The organism is Ensifer sp. ENS11, assembly GCF_014851895.1.
GTDB classification, from domain to species: domain Bacteria; phylum Pseudomonadota; class Alphaproteobacteria; order Rhizobiales; family Rhizobiaceae; genus Ensifer; species Ensifer canadensis.
Map to the genome: position 1 here is coordinate 309,924 of NZ_JACVAN010000006.1, position 16,055 is coordinate 325,978.

Here is a 16,055-nt window from a genome sequence, read left to right on the forward strand (position 1 = left end):
GCTTTTGCGGGGATATTGCCTCGCGGATAATGTTGCGGCCACATGTCCCTGGTGGGGCTGCATTTCTGGAGTTGATTGATGGTGGAAAAGACGTTTCCAGAAGCCTTCCCGAGTGCACTCCGCTCCCAGTCCGCGATTGCTGTTTCAGCACTCAAACTGAATTCCGACTACGTTTCCGAACCGTTTTCGGTCAACGTTCTCGGCGAGATCCTGCACATACCTGGTCGGGTTCTTCCCTCGACAAAGCCGGAGTTTGTAGGGCTGAACCTGCAACGGCGCCAAATTGCACTGTGCATGCTGACGCGCAGTTCCGATGGCTTCGGACGTCAGGCCGCTCTGCAAGAAATCCTTCACATCAATAAGCCCTGGTCCATTCCTTTCGTCATCGCGTTGATCGGCGAATACGTCGTCGAGATCATCCATGACATCTACGCGGCTCTGCCCGACTTGGAGCGGGACGTTGTCTCAACATTTATCAAGGCAAATCCGGCGTTTTATAAGCTCACCTGTGACCGGGTGATGAGCTATTGGGACTGCTACTACCGTCGGCAGTTCCGGTGCAGCGACTACGTAGGCTTCAAGCTCTTGCGGCAACTGGACGCGCTTGCATGATTTGAAAGGCTGGAACAATGCGCCGGTCTCGTGGCCGCAACCTTGCAGCCTATATCAGGGGCTCCGGCTCCAGCGCCGCCAGCGTCTTCAAGGCAGCCAGCGTTTCGCGCAGGGCTCGATCAAGCCGTTTGTCGCGGCGCAGCACGAGGGCGAAGCGGCGCGAGAGTGGCGGCGACAGCGGTCGCACGACCAGCCGTTCGCGATCATGCGCGCGCAAGGCGATCTCCGGAACGAGCGCCGCGCCGAGGCCGACGGCGACCATCTCCTTGATCGCGGCGACGCTGCCAAGCGCCATCACCGGTTTGACGGCGGTGCCGCCGTCTGCCGCCAGCCATTCATCGGTGAGCCGGCGGGTGTTGGCGCCCGGCTCGTAAAGGATCAACGGTCGTTGCGCCAATGTCTCCGCCGTCACGGTGTCGGGGAGCGAGGTCTCCGCCGGAGCGATGGCGACGAAGCGCTCGTCGAAAAGCGGGGTGACTTCGAACATGCGGCCGGAGACGGGGAGGCTGACCAGCCCGATGTCGAGCAGATTGTCGTCGACAGCCCTGACAATGTCGGCGCTGTTGCCCGTCGCCACGGTGATGTCGAGATCGGGAAAGCGGCAATTGAGATCGGCGAGAAGCGGCGGCAGCATGAAGGCGCAAGGGGTGGCGCCGGTGCCGAGCCGCACGCGGCCGAGAACGCCCTTGGAGTGGCGTGCCACCGCGTCGACAGCCTCGTTTGTCGCGGCCTCGATGCGGCCAACATGCGCAAGCAGTTCGGCGCCGGCGGCACTTGGCCTTGCAGTGCGGCCGACGCGCTCGACGAGGCGCACGCCGAGCTGCTTTTCCAGCGCGCGCACCTGCAGGCTGATGGCCGGCTGCGTCAGCCCCAGGCGCTCCGCGGCGGCGGAGAAGCTGCCGAGTTCGGCGACCAGCGCGAAGGTTTTGAGGTAGTCCAGGTTGAGGGTTGCCATACCAAAGAAATCCTTATGCATTGCATAGAACATCCAAGCTTCATTTATAGATCGATGCCTTGCACAATGCGAGCATGATCAGCAGCAAAACATGGGTGTTCGACATGCTCAGGGAACTTGGCCTCTTTCTCGCCGCTTCGCCGCGCTCGCGGCTCTGGCAGTTGCAAAATCTGCGCGAACTGGACGCGGAGCGTCTGGACGACATCGGCGTCACACCTGCCGAAGCGTGGCAGGGAAGGCGCACCGAAAGCGCGCCGGCGTCGTCGCGAGGAACCGCAGCGACTGCGCGATATTCCGAAGCCGCGCGTGCGGGGGCGATGTAGACGACGAAAGGCATCTGCGACGGCCTCGTCGGCGCGAAAACGCGCCGCGATCTCAGGATCTTCTTGCCGCGCTCGCGGCTCTTGTTTTTTCGCTGTTCAGTTTTGCGCGGCATGCCGTAGCGCCAGCGCGAGTGCCGCGAACTGAGGGCTACGCTATCGAAAAGCCGCCAAGCTCGATTTCGCCTGGCGCGCGTACGGCGCCACCGGAGATCCACAGCGGATTTCCCACGCACTCAATCTTTCCACCCGCAACAACGACACCGTCGCCATCGTTGCATGCTACGATCGGCCTCGCCGTGCCGGTGCTGTAACGCAGCAGGTCGGGCAGGTAGGTGTCCTCGTCACTAAGATGCGGGAAGAACTCGAATGGCATGAGGTCGAGGGCATTGCCGTCCGTTATCTCCTCCGGTCTGCGGCCGATGAAGAGCGCGTCGGTGGCGATCGTCGGGCCCATGAGAATGGCGCCGGCGCTGACGCCGATGAGGATGCCGCCGGAGGGCGCCCAATTGCGGAGCGGCCCGAGCATCCCGCTTCGTTTCAGCCGTTGCAGAAATTCACCGGTGTGGCCGCCCGCGAGGTGAATGGCGTCTGAGGCGAAGAGCCCGGCGATATCTTCGGCGGGATGCGGCTCGTCGAGATCGTAGAACAGCGCGAGATCGAGATCGTGTCTGCCATAATAGGATTGGCCGGCCAGAAAGAAGCTGCGGTCCGGTTCCGGGCCGGAGGCGACATAGGCGATGCGGTTTCCGCCGCCGCGGGCCTTCAGCAAGTCCACGAGCCGGAGGTCGATTGCCGAACATTCGGGGAAAAGCTGGTTGCTGTAGAATATGAGGTTGAGCAAGTAATCCTCTTGGTTTGTCAAGCGATCCGGTCAGAATGCAAAGATTGGCAAAGTCTCGGTGGCTACATGATGCCGCTTCAACTCTCGTCATACGGCTGTGTGAAGCGTTCCCCGTTGAAAGTGTGTGTACAGCATCTGCAAGTGGGCTTCATATTGTCGACGGTGAGCGTCGGGTCCACCAATGCCAGGTGCTTGTTCTCATCAACATATAGGCCGCTGTAGTATGAGCTCTCGCCGAGGCGCACATACGGCTGTCGTTCATCTTCGCTTCGGGCGACCAGCCAAAAGATGGGATCAGAGCGATCAATCCGAGCGACGGCTTCGCTGTAGGTTTCGTTCCAATCGTTGCCAACGCGTGAAAGGAGAAACCGGAACAGCGGTGTGTAGTCCAATCCATGCCGGTGGTGAGAGTGCATCGAGCCGTTATGAGACAGATCCAGTTTGACGGCCTTTGTGCCTCGTGACTCTCGCCACTCGCCGCCGTCACCGTGCCGCACACCGTGCGTTCGGGTGTTCACCTTGCGATAAAGCGGTTTCTTGCGTTGCATGCCGAGTGCTAAATGCGCCTGATAAGGGATTTCGCGTTGTTGTTGCATGACACAAGAGTGTCGGCAATGGGCGGATTTCGTTGAAAAATCTCCGCTTGCCTCAATCGGCACTGAGTGCCACCGCCGGCTGCAGGCGGGAAGCATTGCGGGCGGGGAGGAAGCCGAAGACGAGGCCAGTCAAAAAGGCGCAGGCGAAGGCGAGTGCGACGGGGCCGAGCGTGAACGAAACGGGCATGCCGAACTGGCCGGCGAGCGCTCCGGTGCCGAGACCGAGGACGACGCCGAGCGTGCCGCCGATCGCCGAGACGACCAGCGCCTCGATGATGAACTGCAGGAGGATGTCACGCTGGCGCGCGCCGGTTGCCATGCGCACGCCGATTTCGCGGGTGCGCTCGCTGACCGAGACCAGCATGATATTCATCACGCCGATGCCGCCGACGAGCAGCGAGATGGCGGCGACCGAGCCGAGAAACAGCTTCATCGTATTGGAGGTTTCGGTGAAGGCTTCGCGCACCGACGACATGTTGGTGATCTGGGTGTCCTCGCGCTTGTGCCGCTGGTTGAGAAGCGCCTGGATGGTCTGCTGCGTGATGTCGATGGCGGCCGCGTCCTTCACCTGCACGGTGATGGTGCGCACGTTGCGCTGGCCGAAGAGGCGCATGCTGCCCGTCGTCAGCGGCACGAGCACGACGTCGTCCTGGTCGTTGCCGAAGGAGGTGGCGCCCATTTCCGCCATCACGCCGATGACCTGGAAGGGGATCTTGTTGACGAGCACATACTGCCCGAGCGGATTGTCTCCTTCAGGAAACAGCGTCTTGACCACGGTCTGACCGAGGACCGCCACCGGCGCATAGGTGTCCATGTCGTCCTGGGTGAGGAATTCGCCCTGCTGTATCTTCCAGGATTTGGCGGTGGTGAACTGCGGCACCGTGCCGTTGGCACTGGTCTGGTAGTCGACATTGCCGCGCCGGACCGTGACGGTGCTGGTCAACTCGGGCACGGCGAAGGCGACATTCGGTACCTCGAGGATGGCGTCGGCATCGGCAGGAACAAGGGTGACATTGCTGCCGCCGGCGCTGCCGCGGAAATTGGCCATGCTCGGCCTGACCACCAGGAGGTCGGAGCCCATGGAGGAAATGCGGCTGAGCACGGAATCCTGCGCGCCGGTGCCGATCGCCAGCATGGCGACGACCGAGCCGACGCCGATGACGATGCCGAGCAAAGTGAGGATGGTGCGGAAGAGATTGGCGCGCAACGCCCGGAACGCCATCTTCACCGCTTCGGTGACGTCGGCGATCGCAGCCGAGCCCTCGCTCACCGTCCGGCTGAGCGCATGGGCTGCGTCCGGATTGCTGCGGCTCTTCTTGGTGCGGTCGGCGACGATGCGGCCGTCATGGATCTCGATCAGCCGGTCGGCCTGTTCGGCGACCTCGCGTGAGTGGGTGATGACGATGACCGTATGGCCATTGTCGTTCATGTCGCGCAAGAGCGCCATGACGTCGGAGCCGCTCTGGCTGTCGAGCGCGCCGGTCGGTTCGTCCGCCAGCACCACGCGGCCGCCGTTCATCAGCGCGCGGGCGATCGATACCCGCTGCTGCTGGCCGCCGGAAAGCTGGTTTGGGCGGTGGTCGAGCCGCTCGCCGAGCTTCAGCTGATGCAGCAGGGCGCCTGCGCGATCGTGACGGTCTCGTGCCGACATGCCGGCATAGACGGCCGGCACCTCGACGTTTTCCTGTGCGCTTGCGGTGGGGATGAGATTGTAGCTCTGGAAGACGAAGCCGAAGGTGCGCCGCCTGAGCGCCGCCAGTTCGTCGGTGTCGAAGCCCGACACCCGCTCGCCGTCGATGAGATAGTCGCCCTCGGTCGGCTGGTCGAGGCAGCCGAGAATGTTCATCAGCGTCGACTTGCCCGAGCCGGACTGGCCGATGATCGCGACGAACTCGCCGGCCTCGATGTCGAGCGAGACGCCATGCAGCACCTCGACGGCGAGATCGCCGTTGAAATAGGTCTTGCTGACGTGCCGGAGCGAGAGGAGCGGGGTCATGGCCGGTCTCAGAACATCGGCGGCATGCGCATGCCGCGCTGGCTGCCACGGGTGCTCGCCGCCGGGGTATCGGTGCCGGTGGCGACGACGACGGTGTCGCCTTCATTGAGGCCGCTCGTGATCTCGGCGTTGACGCGGTTGCGGATGCCGACGTCGACGGCGCGGGTTTCGGGCGCGCCCGAGGGTGTGACCACGGTGAGCTCGGCGCTGCCGCCGGCAGCGCCTGCCTTGCCACCGGCGGCGTTCGCATTGCCGCCACGCTTGCCGGCCGCTTGGCCGCCATCCTTCTCGCCGGTCATGCGCAGCGCAGCACTCGGCACGATCAGCACGTCCTTGGCTGATGACTGAACGAAGAACACCTGGGCGCTCATCGACATCATCAACTCGCCATCAGGATTGGGAACGTCGAACAGGGCGTAATAAAGCACGACGTTGTTTGCCGTGTCCGGCATCGGCTGGATCTGGCGCAGCTTGCCTTCGAAGCGTTTTCCCGGCTGGCCGAGCAGGGTGAAATAGGCGTCCATGCCGACCTTGAGCTTGCCGACATCGGCCTCAGACACCTGCGCCTTGACGGTCATGGTCGAGAGATCGGCAATGGTGACGATGGTCGGCGTCGTCTGGTTGGCGTTCAGCGTCTGGCCTTCCTTGGCCGGGTTGGCGACGATGGTGCCGCCCATCGGCGCGAAGATCTTGGTGTAGCCGAGATCGACCTTGTCGCCGGCAAGGGTCGCCTGCTGCTTGCGGATCTGCGCTTCGATGGCGTTGACGTCGGCCTCGGCGGCGGCAAGATCGGCGATTGCCTGGTCGAGCGTCGACTGGGCGATGCTGTTGGCGGCGACCAGATTGCGCTGGCGATCGATATTGGCCTGTTTCAACACGAGCTGGGCCTTCTTCGACACGAGCTGCGCCTGGAGATTGGCAAGCTCGGCCTGGTCGATCTCGATCCGGTTTTCGATGGTGGCGGGGTCGATTTCGGCAACGAGCTGGTTCTGCTCGACCTTGTCGCCGATATCGAAATGCAGGGCCTTCAACTGGCCGGAGACCTGGGCGCCGGCATCGACCGATTTGACCGCATCAAGTGTGCCGACGGCGGTGACGCTGTTTTCGATGTCGCCGCGCATAACGGCCTGGGTGACCATGGCAGCCCCGGTCGGATTGGTCGCATAGCGCGTCCAGCCATAATAGCCGGCGCCGAGGACGGCGAGGACGACGGGGATCCACAGCCAGGTGCGCGTGCGTCGCTTGCGCCGGATGGGGGTGGCACCGGGAATGAAGGTGACGTTGGGCGTCGCTTCCTCGCGTGCGGTGGTCTCGGTGCGTGCCGTCTTGCCTGTCTTGTTCATGCCCATACCCGGCCCCATACCTGGCCTTGCCAGCGCCATCGTTCCAGGCGCGATTCATCCTAGCAGCAAATAGGCACAAACGGCCGGAGCGGGAAGCATTGAGATCATTATATTATTGTAATGTTTTGGCTGCGGGGAGGCGGAGTGCTCCCCGCAACCAGGATGCCCCTGGTGTTACCCCTTCAGCCCCGAGACCGTCAGATGCGGGATTGGAACGCCGGCGAGGCGGCGGCCTGGCTCGAGATCGTCGGCGCCAGCCACCGCAGCGAGCGGATTGCAGCGATCTTCTCCGCCCGGCTGGCGCGGGGGACCGAGGCGCTCGCGGCAGTTTTGCAGCGGTTGGGTGGCGATGGCGTGAGCGAGGGCGGGGCGCGCGTCCACGCGCAAGCCTTGCTCGCCGGTTTGGAGGGGCTATCGCTGGTTCAGCTTCTGGAGCGTTCAGCGGATGATGCTGGCCGGGCGCAGGCGGTACGCATTCTGGTGCGCGGCATCCTTGGCGGCGTCATTCCAGCCCACCGGCGCACCGGCGCCTGAGGCGCGGGCGCGCTTCAAAAGCCTTGCGAGATTTGCGCTGGCCTCAGGCGGGAAGAGGGGACGCGGCTGTCCTCTGCGCTCAGGTTGCGAGGATCTGGCGACAAGCTCGCCACACTCGTTGTAGAAGATGCCGGCAGGCGGATCAGGGGTACAAACGCCGAGCCCCAGGCGCATGAATGCGGTCCTGCCTGGCAAATGCCTCCAATGACCGTTGACGGCCTGAAGGAGACTTCTTTCGTTGTTCCCGACCAATGAATATGGTTGCCTCATAGCCGAGGATATCGACCGTCATGAAACTTGCCCACATCAACTTGGTAGCCCGAAATGCGGAAGCGCTCGCAGCGTTCTACATGAATGTCATGAAATGCGAATCCCTTCGTGAACCCAAGATGGTGTCCGGGGAAAAAGTGTCGCGCGGCAATGGTATTTCGAACTCTGAGATATATACGATCTGGCTGACATTCCCCGAACTCGAACGCCCATTCTTGGAGATACATGAGCACAAGGTCACTCATGATCGAGACCAGCCAAGGGTGAATGAGCCCGGTTTCGGGCACCTGTCATTCCAGATGGAAGATATCAGCGTGGTGCTCGCGGAAATCATCCAAGCCGGCGGGGCGCAGATCGGCGAAATCACGGACTTTGGGACGCCGGATAAGCCATTTCTTATTGCTTATGCGCGCGATCCGGAGGGAAACGTCCTTGAGCTTGAGCAGATAGGTAATCGACCGAGATGCTGACGACCGCTTGTGGAGCCCAAACCGGTCATTGGGCTGCCGCAAAAATCAGTCTCGAAGCACAGGCCTCTGCGGCAGATAAATCTTGATTTCTCCCGACGTTTTCGCCCTATTGCGCAAGCAATGCGAGGTGCCGTGTTGCGAGTCTGGGGGAAGGCTCTGAAGGTGCCCCGCGAAACTGGAAGGTCTTTTCCTCTCGAAGGCCCCTTGAAACAGGATCGCGCTGATGAAGCTGGTGACCGGTAACTCGAACCGCGCCCTGGCCCAGGCTATTGCCAGCCACCTGGAACTTCCCCTCATAGACTGTACGGTCAAGCGTTTCGCCGACCAGGAAATCTACGTTCAAATCCATGAGAATGTGCGCGGCGAGGACGTGTACATTCTCCAGTCAACGAGCGCCCCCGCCGACGGCAATCTGATGGAGTTGCTGATCCTGACCGATGCACTGCGCCGCTCGTCTGCCCGCCGGATCACGGCCGTGATCCCGTATTTCGGCTATGCTCGCCAGGATCGCCGCGCCACCGGCCGCACTCCGATCTCGGCCAAGCTGGTCGCCAATATGATTGCCGGTGCAGGTGTTAACCGCGTCATCACCGTCGATCTCCATACCGACCAGATTCAGGGCTTTTTCGATATACCGACCGATAATCTTTATTCAGCGCCGGTGATGACCCGCGATATTGAAAAGCACTACGACACCAAGAACTTGACGATCGTTTCGCCCGACGTGGGCGGCGTGGCGCGGGCTCGCGCCATCGCCAAGCGCATTGGTGCCGATCTTGCCATTGTCGATAAACGGCGACCCCGCGCCGGTGTCTCGGAAGTGATGGGCATCATTGGCGATGTGTCCGGGCAAAGTTGTCTTCTGATCGACGACATCGCAGATAGCGGCGGCACGCTGATCAATGCGGCGGAAGCCCTGCTGGAGGCTGGTGCCAAGGAGGTTTCTGCCTACATCACCCATGGTGTGCTTTCCGAAGGCGCCTGTGAACGCATTGGCGCCAGCAACCTCAAGGAATTGGTCGTGACCGATTCCATTCAGGAAACCGAAGCTCACCGCCAGACCGCCAATATCCGACGCGTCACAATTGCGCCGCTGATCGGCGAAGCCCTCGCTCGCACCGCCAGGGAGCAAAGCGTTTCAACCCTTTTCAACTGATCCGGCTCATGGCGCGATTGCAACCGTCAGCCAAGATCACGCTCGTTTTCCGGGCATGCAGTGCGCAGCGTTCCCACGCGGCCCGGCTTGGCCCGTCCGTTGCAATTGGCGCTCACGCGACTATTTTCGTATGCTTCGCCACCCTCCTGTCAGTGACACGCCCGGGAGCAAGTCATGTGCCGGAATATCAAACCCTTGTTCAATTTTGATCCGCCTGCGACGAACGAGGAGATTCGTGACGCCGCGCTACAGTTCGTGCGCAAGGTGAGCGGCACGAACAAACCATCGAAACGCAATGAGGCTGCGTTCGAGCGCGCGGTCAATTCAGTCGCGGCATGCGCCCGCGAGCTGCTGGATTCGCTGGAGACTTCTCAACCCCCTCGCGATCGCGAGGAAGTCGCGGCAAGGGCGCGCGCGAGAACAGCGGCCCGGTTCGCGTAAGGGGAGTCCTGTCACGCACCGGAGATCGACGGGAGCTCTTTCACAGTCACCGCACCAGCGACGAAGCGATCTGCTTCGCATCAGGCGGGATCGCCTTGCGGTCTGGCGAGAGGGCCGCGAACCGGAATGCGAACGGCCAGCCGCGCGGAAATCGGCGGTGCTGGACTCGTTGCCGTCGACAGGGCTTAATGCTGCGCGGGGATGGCGGGATTGCCGGGGGCGATTATGGGATCACCGCAGCAGATGACTGATGACGGCGATGTTCTCGATGCTGTCGTCATCGGGGCCGGCTGGGCCGGCCTGGGTGTCAGCTATTGGCTGGCACGACGGGGCCTGCGCCACAGTGTCTTGGAGCGGGGCCGCATCGGAGAGACCTGGCGCACACAGCGATGGGACTGCTTTCGGATGAATACTCCCAATGTGCAGACCGTCATGCCGGGCGACTGCTATGACGGTCCGGATCCGGATGGTGCCATGACGGGCGAGCAGTTCGTCGCTCTGCTTGAGGATTTCGCCCGGCGCAACACGCTGCCGATCGAACCGGATACCGCGGTAAGCGAACTCGCGCACGAGAATGGCGCCTATCGGCTCACCACTTCACACGGCACGCTTTGGGCGCACAACGTTATCGTCGCAAGCGGCTGCTTGAATTGCCCGGTGCGCCCGGTCTGGGCGCCCGCGTTGTCGCCGGCTCTCCATCAGATCGACGCTTCCGGCTACCGCAGCACTGCTGATTTGCCAGATGGATCGGTACTGGTGGTCGGAAGCGGCCAATCGGGTGCTCAGATCGCCGAGGAATTGGCGGAAGCGGGCCGAAAGGTCTTCCTTGCGACCAGTCGTGTCGGGCGGCTCCCGCGGCGCTACCGGGGTCGCGACATCATGGTCTGGCTGCTCGAAAGCGGGTTTCTCGACGTGCGGCGAGAGGAGGTCATTCGACTTGCGGGACGCATCCCGCCGCGCGGTGTGCTCGGCTCGGTGCATACGATAAGCCTTCAGGCGCTGAGCGCCCAAGGTGTCGCGCTTCTTGGGCGTCTCACCGGCATCGAGGATGGCGGCAACCTCTCGTTTGCCGACGATCTCGAAGCGAATGTCCGCTTTGCGGATGAAGCCTCCGACACTGTCAAACGCCATGTCGACGACTATATCAGCCGCGCCGGGATCGATGCGCCCCCTGCCGAGCCCGACCCGGCGGAGACGGTCGCGCTGCGTCGACAGAACCCGCCGATCGGTTCGCTCGATCTCTCCCGCTCCGGCATAGCGAGCGTGGTGTGGTGCACCGGGTTCAAGGGCGATTTCAGCTGGATGAGGCTTCCCGGTGTGCTCGACAGCGCGGGACAGCCTGTTCATGAGGATGGCGTGGCCGCCCTGCCGGGCCTCTATTTCGCAGGGCTGGACTTCGCCTCCACACGCAAGTCAGGCATCATCCTGGCGATCGCCGAGGAAGCGCCTCGCCTTGTCGACCATATCGCGGGGCATTCGTGACCGCCTTCGGCATGGTCAAGAAGTTCCTGACGGTCAGGGCCGGGATCAGAGGCCGACAGATTGTCAGCCGCTGTTTTGCGCCGCCACCACCAGTGTCACGTCTCGCCCCTTGGCGACGTTCCGACTGGGCGAAGGCAATGGTCTCCAGGGATCAGCCAAGGACTTCGCTTCTGCGCGGGAATATCTGCCATCGATTACCGCTGGAAGCAGTGCGTCCACTTCCGTGAAGAGTTTCGGGCGCCGCGAGGCGTACGAAAGTCCCCGAGGAAGGAACCCGCGGACCCCAGTCGAAGGCTATGGAGATTTCAGTCTGCGGCTCATGTGCGCGGTACCAGGATCGCAGTCAGGGAGTGGGATGATAGATGGCGGGCAGGTCGCTTCTTTGCGCGCCCGCGTTGCTTTCCGGGCCTGGCCGAGGCTCGCCGCGACCCTGTCGGCGGCGATGATCACCAAGGACGCGTGCGGGTCGGTTGCCGGAGGCGGGGCGCCTGCGACTGAAGTCTTGACCATGCCATGCCGGGTCATGAAGCTGTCTCCCGGTTCGTCGCCGGCGCATCCGGCGGCCCGCGCGGCTGCCTCCAGCGTTCAAACACCTCGATGACGATCATTCGTCCGCCGCAGCAGGGGCATGGCGGGCGGAAGTCATCCGGTTCGCCTGGTGTGCCGTTGTCGGCTGGTGCGGCGACGTGCAGGAGTTCGCGTGCGAGCGCGAGGCTGGTCTTGCGGGCTGAGCCGGCGAGCAGGCCGTAGTGCCGGATACGATGGAAGCCACGCGGCAAGACATGGAGCAGGAAGCGGCGGATGAACTCATCGACCGCGAGCGTCATGATCTGCTGCCGGTCCGCGCAGCCGCGGCGGTAGTCCTTGTAGCGGAAGGTGACGCCAGTTTCGTCGAAGGTGATCAGGCGGCGGTTCGAGATTGCCACCCGGTGGGTATAGCGCGACAGATAGGCAAGGACGGCCTCAGGACCCGCGAACGGCGCCTTCGCATAGACCACCCAGCGTTTCTTTCGGACCGGAGATAGATGCCGCAAGAATGCCTGCCGCTCGGCGAGATGAGCAAGTGCGCCAAAAAATCTGAGCCGCCCGGCGTCGTGCAGAGCGACCAGCCGGGTGAGGAACAGTCGTCGAAACAGTTTGCTGAGTACGCGTACCGGAAGCAGGAAGGCCGGGCGCGATAATATCCATCGGCTTCCGTCTGGCGTGATGCCGCCGCCCGGAACGATCATGTGCACATGCGGATGGTGCGTCATCGCCGATCCCCAGGTGTGGAGCACGGCGGTGATGCCGATGCGCGCGCCGAGGTGCTTGCGATCGGCCGCGATGGTCAGCATCGCCTCCGACGCCGCCTTGAACAGCAGGTCATAGACAAGCGCCTTGTTCTGGAACGCTATGTCGGCGACCTCGGCCGGCAGGGTGAACACGACGTGGAAGTAGCCGACTGGAAGCAGATCAGCCTCGCGTTCGGCAAGCCATGTCCGTGCCGCTGCGCCCTGGCACTTTGGGCAATGCCGATTGCGGCAGGAGTTGTAGGCGATCCGCCACTGGCCGCAGTCCTCGCAGGCCTCGACGTGACCGCCGAGGGCCGCAGTGCGGCAGTTCTCGATCGCCGACATCACCTTCAGTTGCGGCAGGCTCAGATGTCCTGCATGCGCGCGCCGGTACGCTGCCCCGGCAACACGGAAGATGTCGGCGACCTCGATCGAGGCACGCAAGGCTCAACCGTCGGGGAAGGCTTCTTCCGGCTTGAACAGGCCGAGTTTGTCGAGCGGACTCGTAACTGTGCGGACCGTCCTGGTCGCCACCTTGGCGTAGAGGGCGGTGTTGTTGAGTTTTGCGTGCCCGAGCAGGACCTGGATGATCCGAATGTCCGTGCCGTCCTCCAGCAGGTGGGTGGCGAAGCTGTGGCGCAGCGTATGCGGCCCGACCCGCTTGGCGATGTCGGCGGCCTGGGCCGCCTCAACGACGATGCGATAGAGCTGCCGCGTGCTGATCGGCTTCATTGCGTGTTGGCCAGGGAATAACCAGCCGTCGCGATGCATCACACCCTGCTGCCGCCCCACCTTCCACCACTGGCGCAGCAGGGTGAGCAGGCCCTCCGAAAGCATGGCATTGCGATAGCGCCCGCCTTTGCCACGTTCGACGCGCAGCAGCATCCGCTCGCTGTCGACGTCGGCGACCTTCAGCATGGAGACCTCCGCAACACGTAGGCCGGCGCCATAGGCGACCGACAATGCTGCCTGGTGCTTGAGGCAGGTGGTGGCATTGAGTAACCGGGCAACCTCGTCGCGGCTCAGCACCACAGGCAGGTTCCGAGGATGCGCCAGCCGGACGAGCCTGCGCGCCAGGTCCGGGCGGTCGAGGGTCTGGGTGAAGAAGAACCGTAGCGCCGACACGATGCTGTTCATCGTCGGAACGGGAACGCCATCCTCCTGCTGCTCGATTTGGAACCGGCGCAGGTCGTCGGCGGTCGCCGTGTCTGGTGAACGCCCGAGGAAGGTTGCCAGGCGACCGATGTCGCGGAGATAGTTGCGCTGCGTTTCGCGTGAGAAACGTCGCATGTTCATGTCGTCGATCAACCGCTGGCGCAGCGGGCTGACGGGCGTGTCGAGATGGGGGTACTGCATGGTCAGGCTCCCTTGTTGAAGAAGCTCGTCATGCTCCGCCCTTGCCGGACGACGTTCAATCCAGGCGCAACCTTCAGCCTGTGCCCTCTACCTCAACCGCAGACGCCCTCCCGCGCAGCGGGTTCGTTCAACGGCCCGAGCCAGTCGAAGATAAGCGAGGACCTGAATGTCTGCTGGTGGCGCATGGTTGCCATCGCACCAACGCCGGCAAGCGCGCAGCGGCATGCAGAGATTGCGTCGCTGTCGTGCCGGAAATAGCGGGTGTCCCTGAAACTCGGAGCGTTGGTTAAGCACAAGATCACGACGACATCCTTCTATCCCGCGGGGCGTCGAGCTCTTCCAGTTTTGCATCCTCAGCCCATGAGGATCCACATCCGCTGCCGCTGTCGAAATTTCGCCCACTCGACAAAATCGCCTTGACGCTTCCGTCGCGCTTGATTAGAACACTGCGAACCGTACCGTACGGTACTCAAATGGGTGGAGCCAGGTGCAAAGCGTTGCTGCGACAAAAGAGGCGAATGCCGGGAGCGGCCTGACCGAGCGTCAGGGTGTCGTCCTCGAAGAGGCGTTGCGTCTGCTTGTTGACGGCGGCGAGAAGGCGCTGACGACCGCCGGTGTCGCGCGGGCTGCCAACTGTTCGAAGGAAAGCCTCTACAAGTGGTTCGGCGATCGCGACGGGCTGTTATCGGCGATGATCGGTTTCCAGGCGAGCAAGGTGCGCACGCTGGATGTCGCCGCGAGCGCGCTCGACGCCGAAAGCCTGAGCCGGCATCTGGTTGTCTTCGCCAAGGATCTGCTCGAGGTTCTTGCCGGCGACGTGTCGCTGGCGCTGAACCGGCTGGCGATCGGCCAGGCGAGCCGCGAAGGCTCCAAGCTCGGCCACATGCTGCAGGAGCGCGGACGCCGGCAGATCGGGCGGCGTGCTGCCGCTCTGCTGGAGGCCGGCCGCAAGGCGGGGCTGCTCGCGTTTGACGATGCCGACGAAGCCTATGGCGCGCTTTACGGGCTGGTCGTTTCCGACTGGCACCTGAAGATGCTGCTCGGCGAAGAGGCCGGCGAGATGAAAAAGAGTTTCGGCCGCAAGGCGGAGCAGGCGGTCAGCGCCTTTCTCACGCTCTACGGCCGGAAGGTTTAACGGCGGGGGAGATCTCCGCCTGCAGCGCCGCGTGTCGAAGACACGCAAAGGTCGCTGCGGAACTGAAATTGCAGCGGCGCGTGTCGAAGACACGCAAAGGCCGCTGCAGAACTGAATTGCAGCGCCGCGTGTTGAAGACGCGCAAAGGCCGCTGCAGAAACGGAATTGCTGCATGGCGCCTGGATCGATCCCGGTTCAGGCATCGTGCAGCGGAAATACAACTGATAGCAACGGGAAGGACCATTCAAATGCGCGTCTATTACGATCGTGATGCCGACATCAACCTCATCAAGTCCAAGAAGGTCGCCATCGTCGGCTACGGCAGCCAGGGCCGCGCCCACGCGCTGAACCTGAAGGATTCCGGCGCCAAGGAAATCCGCGTCGCGCTGAAGCCGGGTTCGCCAACGGCTGCCAAGGTCGAGGCCGATGGCCTCCAGGTTCTTTCGGTCGCCGAAGCTGCCAAGTGGGCCGACCTGATCATGATGGCAACGCCGGACGAACTGCAGGCCGAAATCTACACGGCTGACATCGCCGGCAACATCCGTGACGGTGCTGCCATCGCATTCGCACACGGCCTCAACGTTCACTTCGGCCTGATCGAGCCGAAGGCGACGCTCGACGTCGTCATGATCGCACCGAAGGGCCCGGGCCACACGGTTCGCGGCGAATACCAGAAGGGCGGCGGCGTTCCCTGCCTCGTTGCCGTTCACCAGGACGCTTCGGGCAACGCCCTTGACCTCGCGCTCTCCTACGCCTGCGGCGTCGGCGGCGGCCGTTCGGGCATCATCGAAACCAACTTCAAGGAAGAGTGCGAAACCGACCTCTTCGGCGAACAGGCAGTTCTGTGCGGCGGTCTCGTCGAGCTCATCCGCGCCGGCTTCGAAACGCTGGTCGAAGGCGGCTACGCGCCGGAAATGGCCTATTTCGAGTGCCTGCACGAAGTCAAGCTGATCGTCGACCTGATCTATGAAGGCGGCATCGCCAACATGAACTACTCGATCTCGAACACGGCAGAGTGGGGCGAATACGTCACCGGCCCGCGGATCATCACGGCAGAAACCAAGGCCGAGATGAAGCGCGTTCTCACCGACATCCAGACCGGCAAGTTCACCTCGGAATGGATGCAGGAATACAAGTCGGGTGCGGCCCGCTTCAAGGGCATCCGCCGGGTCAACGACAACCACCAGATCGAAGAAGTCGGCGCCAAGCTGCGCGGCATGATGCCGTGGATCGGCAAGAACAAGCTGGTCGACAAGGCGAAGAACTAAGTTTTA

The 16,055-nt window shown here is 62.9% G+C and carries 16 protein-coding genes; 9 read left to right on the forward strand and 7 right to left on the reverse strand.

The window, feature by feature from the left end; genetic code table 11:
• Nucleotides 1-78 precede the first annotated feature (78 nt).
• A complete protein-coding gene (locus IB264_RS14775) occupies nucleotides 79-612 on the forward strand; it encodes a hypothetical protein (protein WP_025427604.1) in 534 nt (177 codons plus the stop codon).
• A 49-nt stretch (nucleotides 613-661) separates the two neighbouring features.
• Here the strand turns inward: IB264_RS14775 and IB264_RS14780 are convergent, their stop codons facing one another.
• Nucleotides 662-1,567, reverse strand: coding sequence for a LysR family transcriptional regulator (locus tag IB264_RS14780; protein WP_025427603.1), 906 nt, complete (start codon nucleotides 1,565-1,567; stop codon nucleotides 662-664).
• Nucleotides 1,568-1,641: 74 nt separating this feature from the next.
• On the opposite strand from IB264_RS14780, the gene IB264_RS14785 reads away from it, so the two are divergent.
• Nucleotides 1,642-1,890: a DUF1127 domain-containing protein gene (locus IB264_RS14785; RefSeq protein ID WP_128090489.1), complete on the forward strand. Its 249-nt coding sequence runs from the start codon at nucleotides 1,642-1,644 to the stop codon at nucleotides 1,888-1,890.
• A gap of 148 nt (nucleotides 1,891-2,038) precedes the next feature.
• Here the strand turns inward: IB264_RS14785 and IB264_RS14790 are convergent, their stop codons facing one another.
• The 4 genes from IB264_RS14790 to IB264_RS14805 form a co-directional block, all read right to left on the reverse strand.
• On the reverse strand, nucleotides 2,039-2,731 hold the full coding sequence (locus tag IB264_RS14790; protein ID WP_210335626.1) for a Type 1 glutamine amidotransferase-like domain-containing protein: 693 nt from the start codon (nucleotides 2,729-2,731) through the stop codon (nucleotides 2,039-2,041).
• A gap of 77 nt (nucleotides 2,732-2,808) precedes the next feature.
• A complete protein-coding gene (locus IB264_RS14795; protein WP_225906317.1) occupies nucleotides 2,809-3,327 on the reverse strand; it encodes a hypothetical protein in 519 nt (172 codons plus the stop codon).
• A 52-nt stretch (nucleotides 3,328-3,379) separates the two neighbouring features.
• Complete coding sequence (locus IB264_RS14800; RefSeq protein WP_025427599.1) at nucleotides 3,380-5,323, reverse strand: MacB family efflux pump subunit; 1,944 nt, start codon at nucleotides 5,321-5,323, stop codon at nucleotides 3,380-3,382.
• An 8-nt stretch (nucleotides 5,324-5,331) separates the two neighbouring features.
• Nucleotides 5,332-6,666, reverse strand: a complete 1,335-nt coding sequence (locus IB264_RS14805; protein ID WP_025427598.1) for an efflux RND transporter periplasmic adaptor subunit — start codon at nucleotides 6,664-6,666, stop codon at nucleotides 5,332-5,334.
• Nucleotides 6,667-6,867: 201 nt separating this feature from the next.
• On the opposite strand from IB264_RS14805, the gene IB264_RS14810 reads away from it, so the two are divergent.
• The 5 genes from IB264_RS14810 to IB264_RS14830 all read left to right on the forward strand — a co-directional run bounded on the left by IB264_RS14810 (nucleotide 6,868) and on the right by IB264_RS14830 (nucleotide 11,019).
• Entirely contained in the window at nucleotides 6,868-7,200 is a 333-nt protein-coding gene (locus IB264_RS14810) for a TetR family transcriptional regulator C-terminal domain-containing protein (RefSeq protein WP_025427597.1), read from the forward strand.
• Between the two features lie 290 nt (nucleotides 7,201-7,490).
• Nucleotides 7,491-7,940, forward strand: a complete 450-nt coding sequence (locus IB264_RS14815) for a VOC family protein (protein WP_025427596.1) — start codon at nucleotides 7,491-7,493, stop codon at nucleotides 7,938-7,940.
• 223 nt (nucleotides 7,941-8,163) lie between these two features.
• The gene (locus tag IB264_RS14820) at nucleotides 8,164-9,096 is read left to right on the forward strand and encodes a ribose-phosphate pyrophosphokinase (protein ID WP_025427595.1); all 933 of its coding nucleotides are present in this window, start codon (nucleotides 8,164-8,166) and stop codon (nucleotides 9,094-9,096) included.
• A 174-nt stretch (nucleotides 9,097-9,270) separates the two neighbouring features.
• Entirely contained in the window at nucleotides 9,271-9,537 is a 267-nt protein-coding gene (locus tag IB264_RS14825) for a DUF2277 domain-containing protein (protein WP_025427594.1), read from the forward strand.
• Between the two features lie 243 nt (nucleotides 9,538-9,780).
• Nucleotides 9,781-11,019 carry an NAD(P)/FAD-dependent oxidoreductase gene (locus tag IB264_RS14830; protein WP_025427593.1) on the forward strand — a complete coding sequence of 413 codons (1,239 nt, stop codon included), beginning with the start codon at nucleotides 9,781-9,783 and terminating at the stop codon, nucleotides 11,017-11,019.
• A 521-nt stretch (nucleotides 11,020-11,540) separates the two neighbouring features.
• Here IB264_RS14830 and IB264_RS14835 read toward each other — a convergent pair.
• Both IB264_RS14835 and IB264_RS14840 read right to left on the reverse strand, forming a co-directional pair.
• Nucleotides 11,541-12,734 carry an IS91 family transposase gene (locus IB264_RS14835; protein WP_057217712.1) on the reverse strand — a complete coding sequence of 398 codons (1,194 nt, stop codon included), beginning with the start codon at nucleotides 12,732-12,734 and terminating at the stop codon, nucleotides 11,541-11,543.
• A gap of 3 nt (nucleotides 12,735-12,737) precedes the next feature.
• Nucleotides 12,738-13,646, reverse strand: coding sequence for a tyrosine-type recombinase/integrase (locus IB264_RS14840; protein WP_025427591.1), 909 nt, complete (start codon nucleotides 13,644-13,646; stop codon nucleotides 12,738-12,740).
• A 487-nt stretch (nucleotides 13,647-14,133) separates the two neighbouring features.
• On the opposite strand from IB264_RS14840, the gene IB264_RS14845 reads away from it, so the two are divergent.
• Together IB264_RS14845 and ilvC are read left to right on the forward strand one after the other, a co-directional pair.
• Nucleotides 14,134-14,781: a TetR/AcrR family transcriptional regulator C-terminal domain-containing protein gene (locus IB264_RS14845; RefSeq protein ID WP_025427589.1), complete on the forward strand. Its 648-nt coding sequence runs from the start codon at nucleotides 14,134-14,136 to the stop codon at nucleotides 14,779-14,781.
• Between the two features lie 248 nt (nucleotides 14,782-15,029).
• Nucleotides 15,030-16,049, forward strand: coding sequence for a ketol-acid reductoisomerase (gene ilvC, locus IB264_RS14850; protein ID WP_025427588.1), 1,020 nt, complete (start codon nucleotides 15,030-15,032; stop codon nucleotides 16,047-16,049).
• Nucleotides 16,050-16,055: the final 6 nt, after the last annotated feature.

Bases quoted from the DNA above. Each gene is read 5' to 3' on its own strand.
- IB264_RS14775 (WP_025427604.1), top strand. From the start codon at position 79: ATGGTGGAAAAGACGTTTCCAGAAGCCTTCCCGAGTGCACTCCGCTCC.
- IB264_RS14780 (WP_025427603.1), bottom strand. From the start codon at position 1,567: ATGGCAACCCTCAACCTGGACTACCTCAAAACCTTCGCGCTGGTCGCC.
- IB264_RS14785 (WP_128090489.1), top strand. From the start codon at position 1,642: ATGATCAGCAGCAAAACATGGGTGTTCGACATGCTCAGGGAACTTGGC.
- IB264_RS14795 (WP_225906317.1), bottom strand. From the start codon at position 3,327: ATGCAACAACAACGCGAAATCCCTTATCAGGCGCATTTAGCACTCGGC.
- IB264_RS14800 (WP_025427599.1), bottom strand. From the start codon at position 5,323: ATGACCCCGCTCCTCTCGCTCCGGCACGTCAGCAAGACCTATTTCAAC.
- IB264_RS14805 (WP_025427598.1), bottom strand. From the start codon at position 6,666: ATGAACAAGACAGGCAAGACGGCACGCACCGAGACCACCGCACGCGAG.
- IB264_RS14810 (WP_025427597.1), top strand. From the start codon at position 6,868: ATGCGGGATTGGAACGCCGGCGAGGCGGCGGCCTGGCTCGAGATCGTC.
- IB264_RS14815 (WP_025427596.1), top strand. From the start codon at position 7,491: ATGAAACTTGCCCACATCAACTTGGTAGCCCGAAATGCGGAAGCGCTC.
- IB264_RS14820 (WP_025427595.1), top strand. From the start codon at position 8,164: ATGAAGCTGGTGACCGGTAACTCGAACCGCGCCCTGGCCCAGGCTATT.
- IB264_RS14825 (WP_025427594.1), top strand. From the start codon at position 9,271: ATGTGCCGGAATATCAAACCCTTGTTCAATTTTGATCCGCCTGCGACG.
- IB264_RS14830 (WP_025427593.1), top strand. From the start codon at position 9,781: ATGACTGATGACGGCGATGTTCTCGATGCTGTCGTCATCGGGGCCGGC.
- IB264_RS14840 (WP_025427591.1), bottom strand. From the start codon at position 13,646: ATGCAGTACCCCCATCTCGACACGCCCGTCAGCCCGCTGCGCCAGCGG.
- ilvC (WP_025427588.1), top strand. From the start codon at position 15,030: ATGCGCGTCTATTACGATCGTGATGCCGACATCAACCTCATCAAGTCC.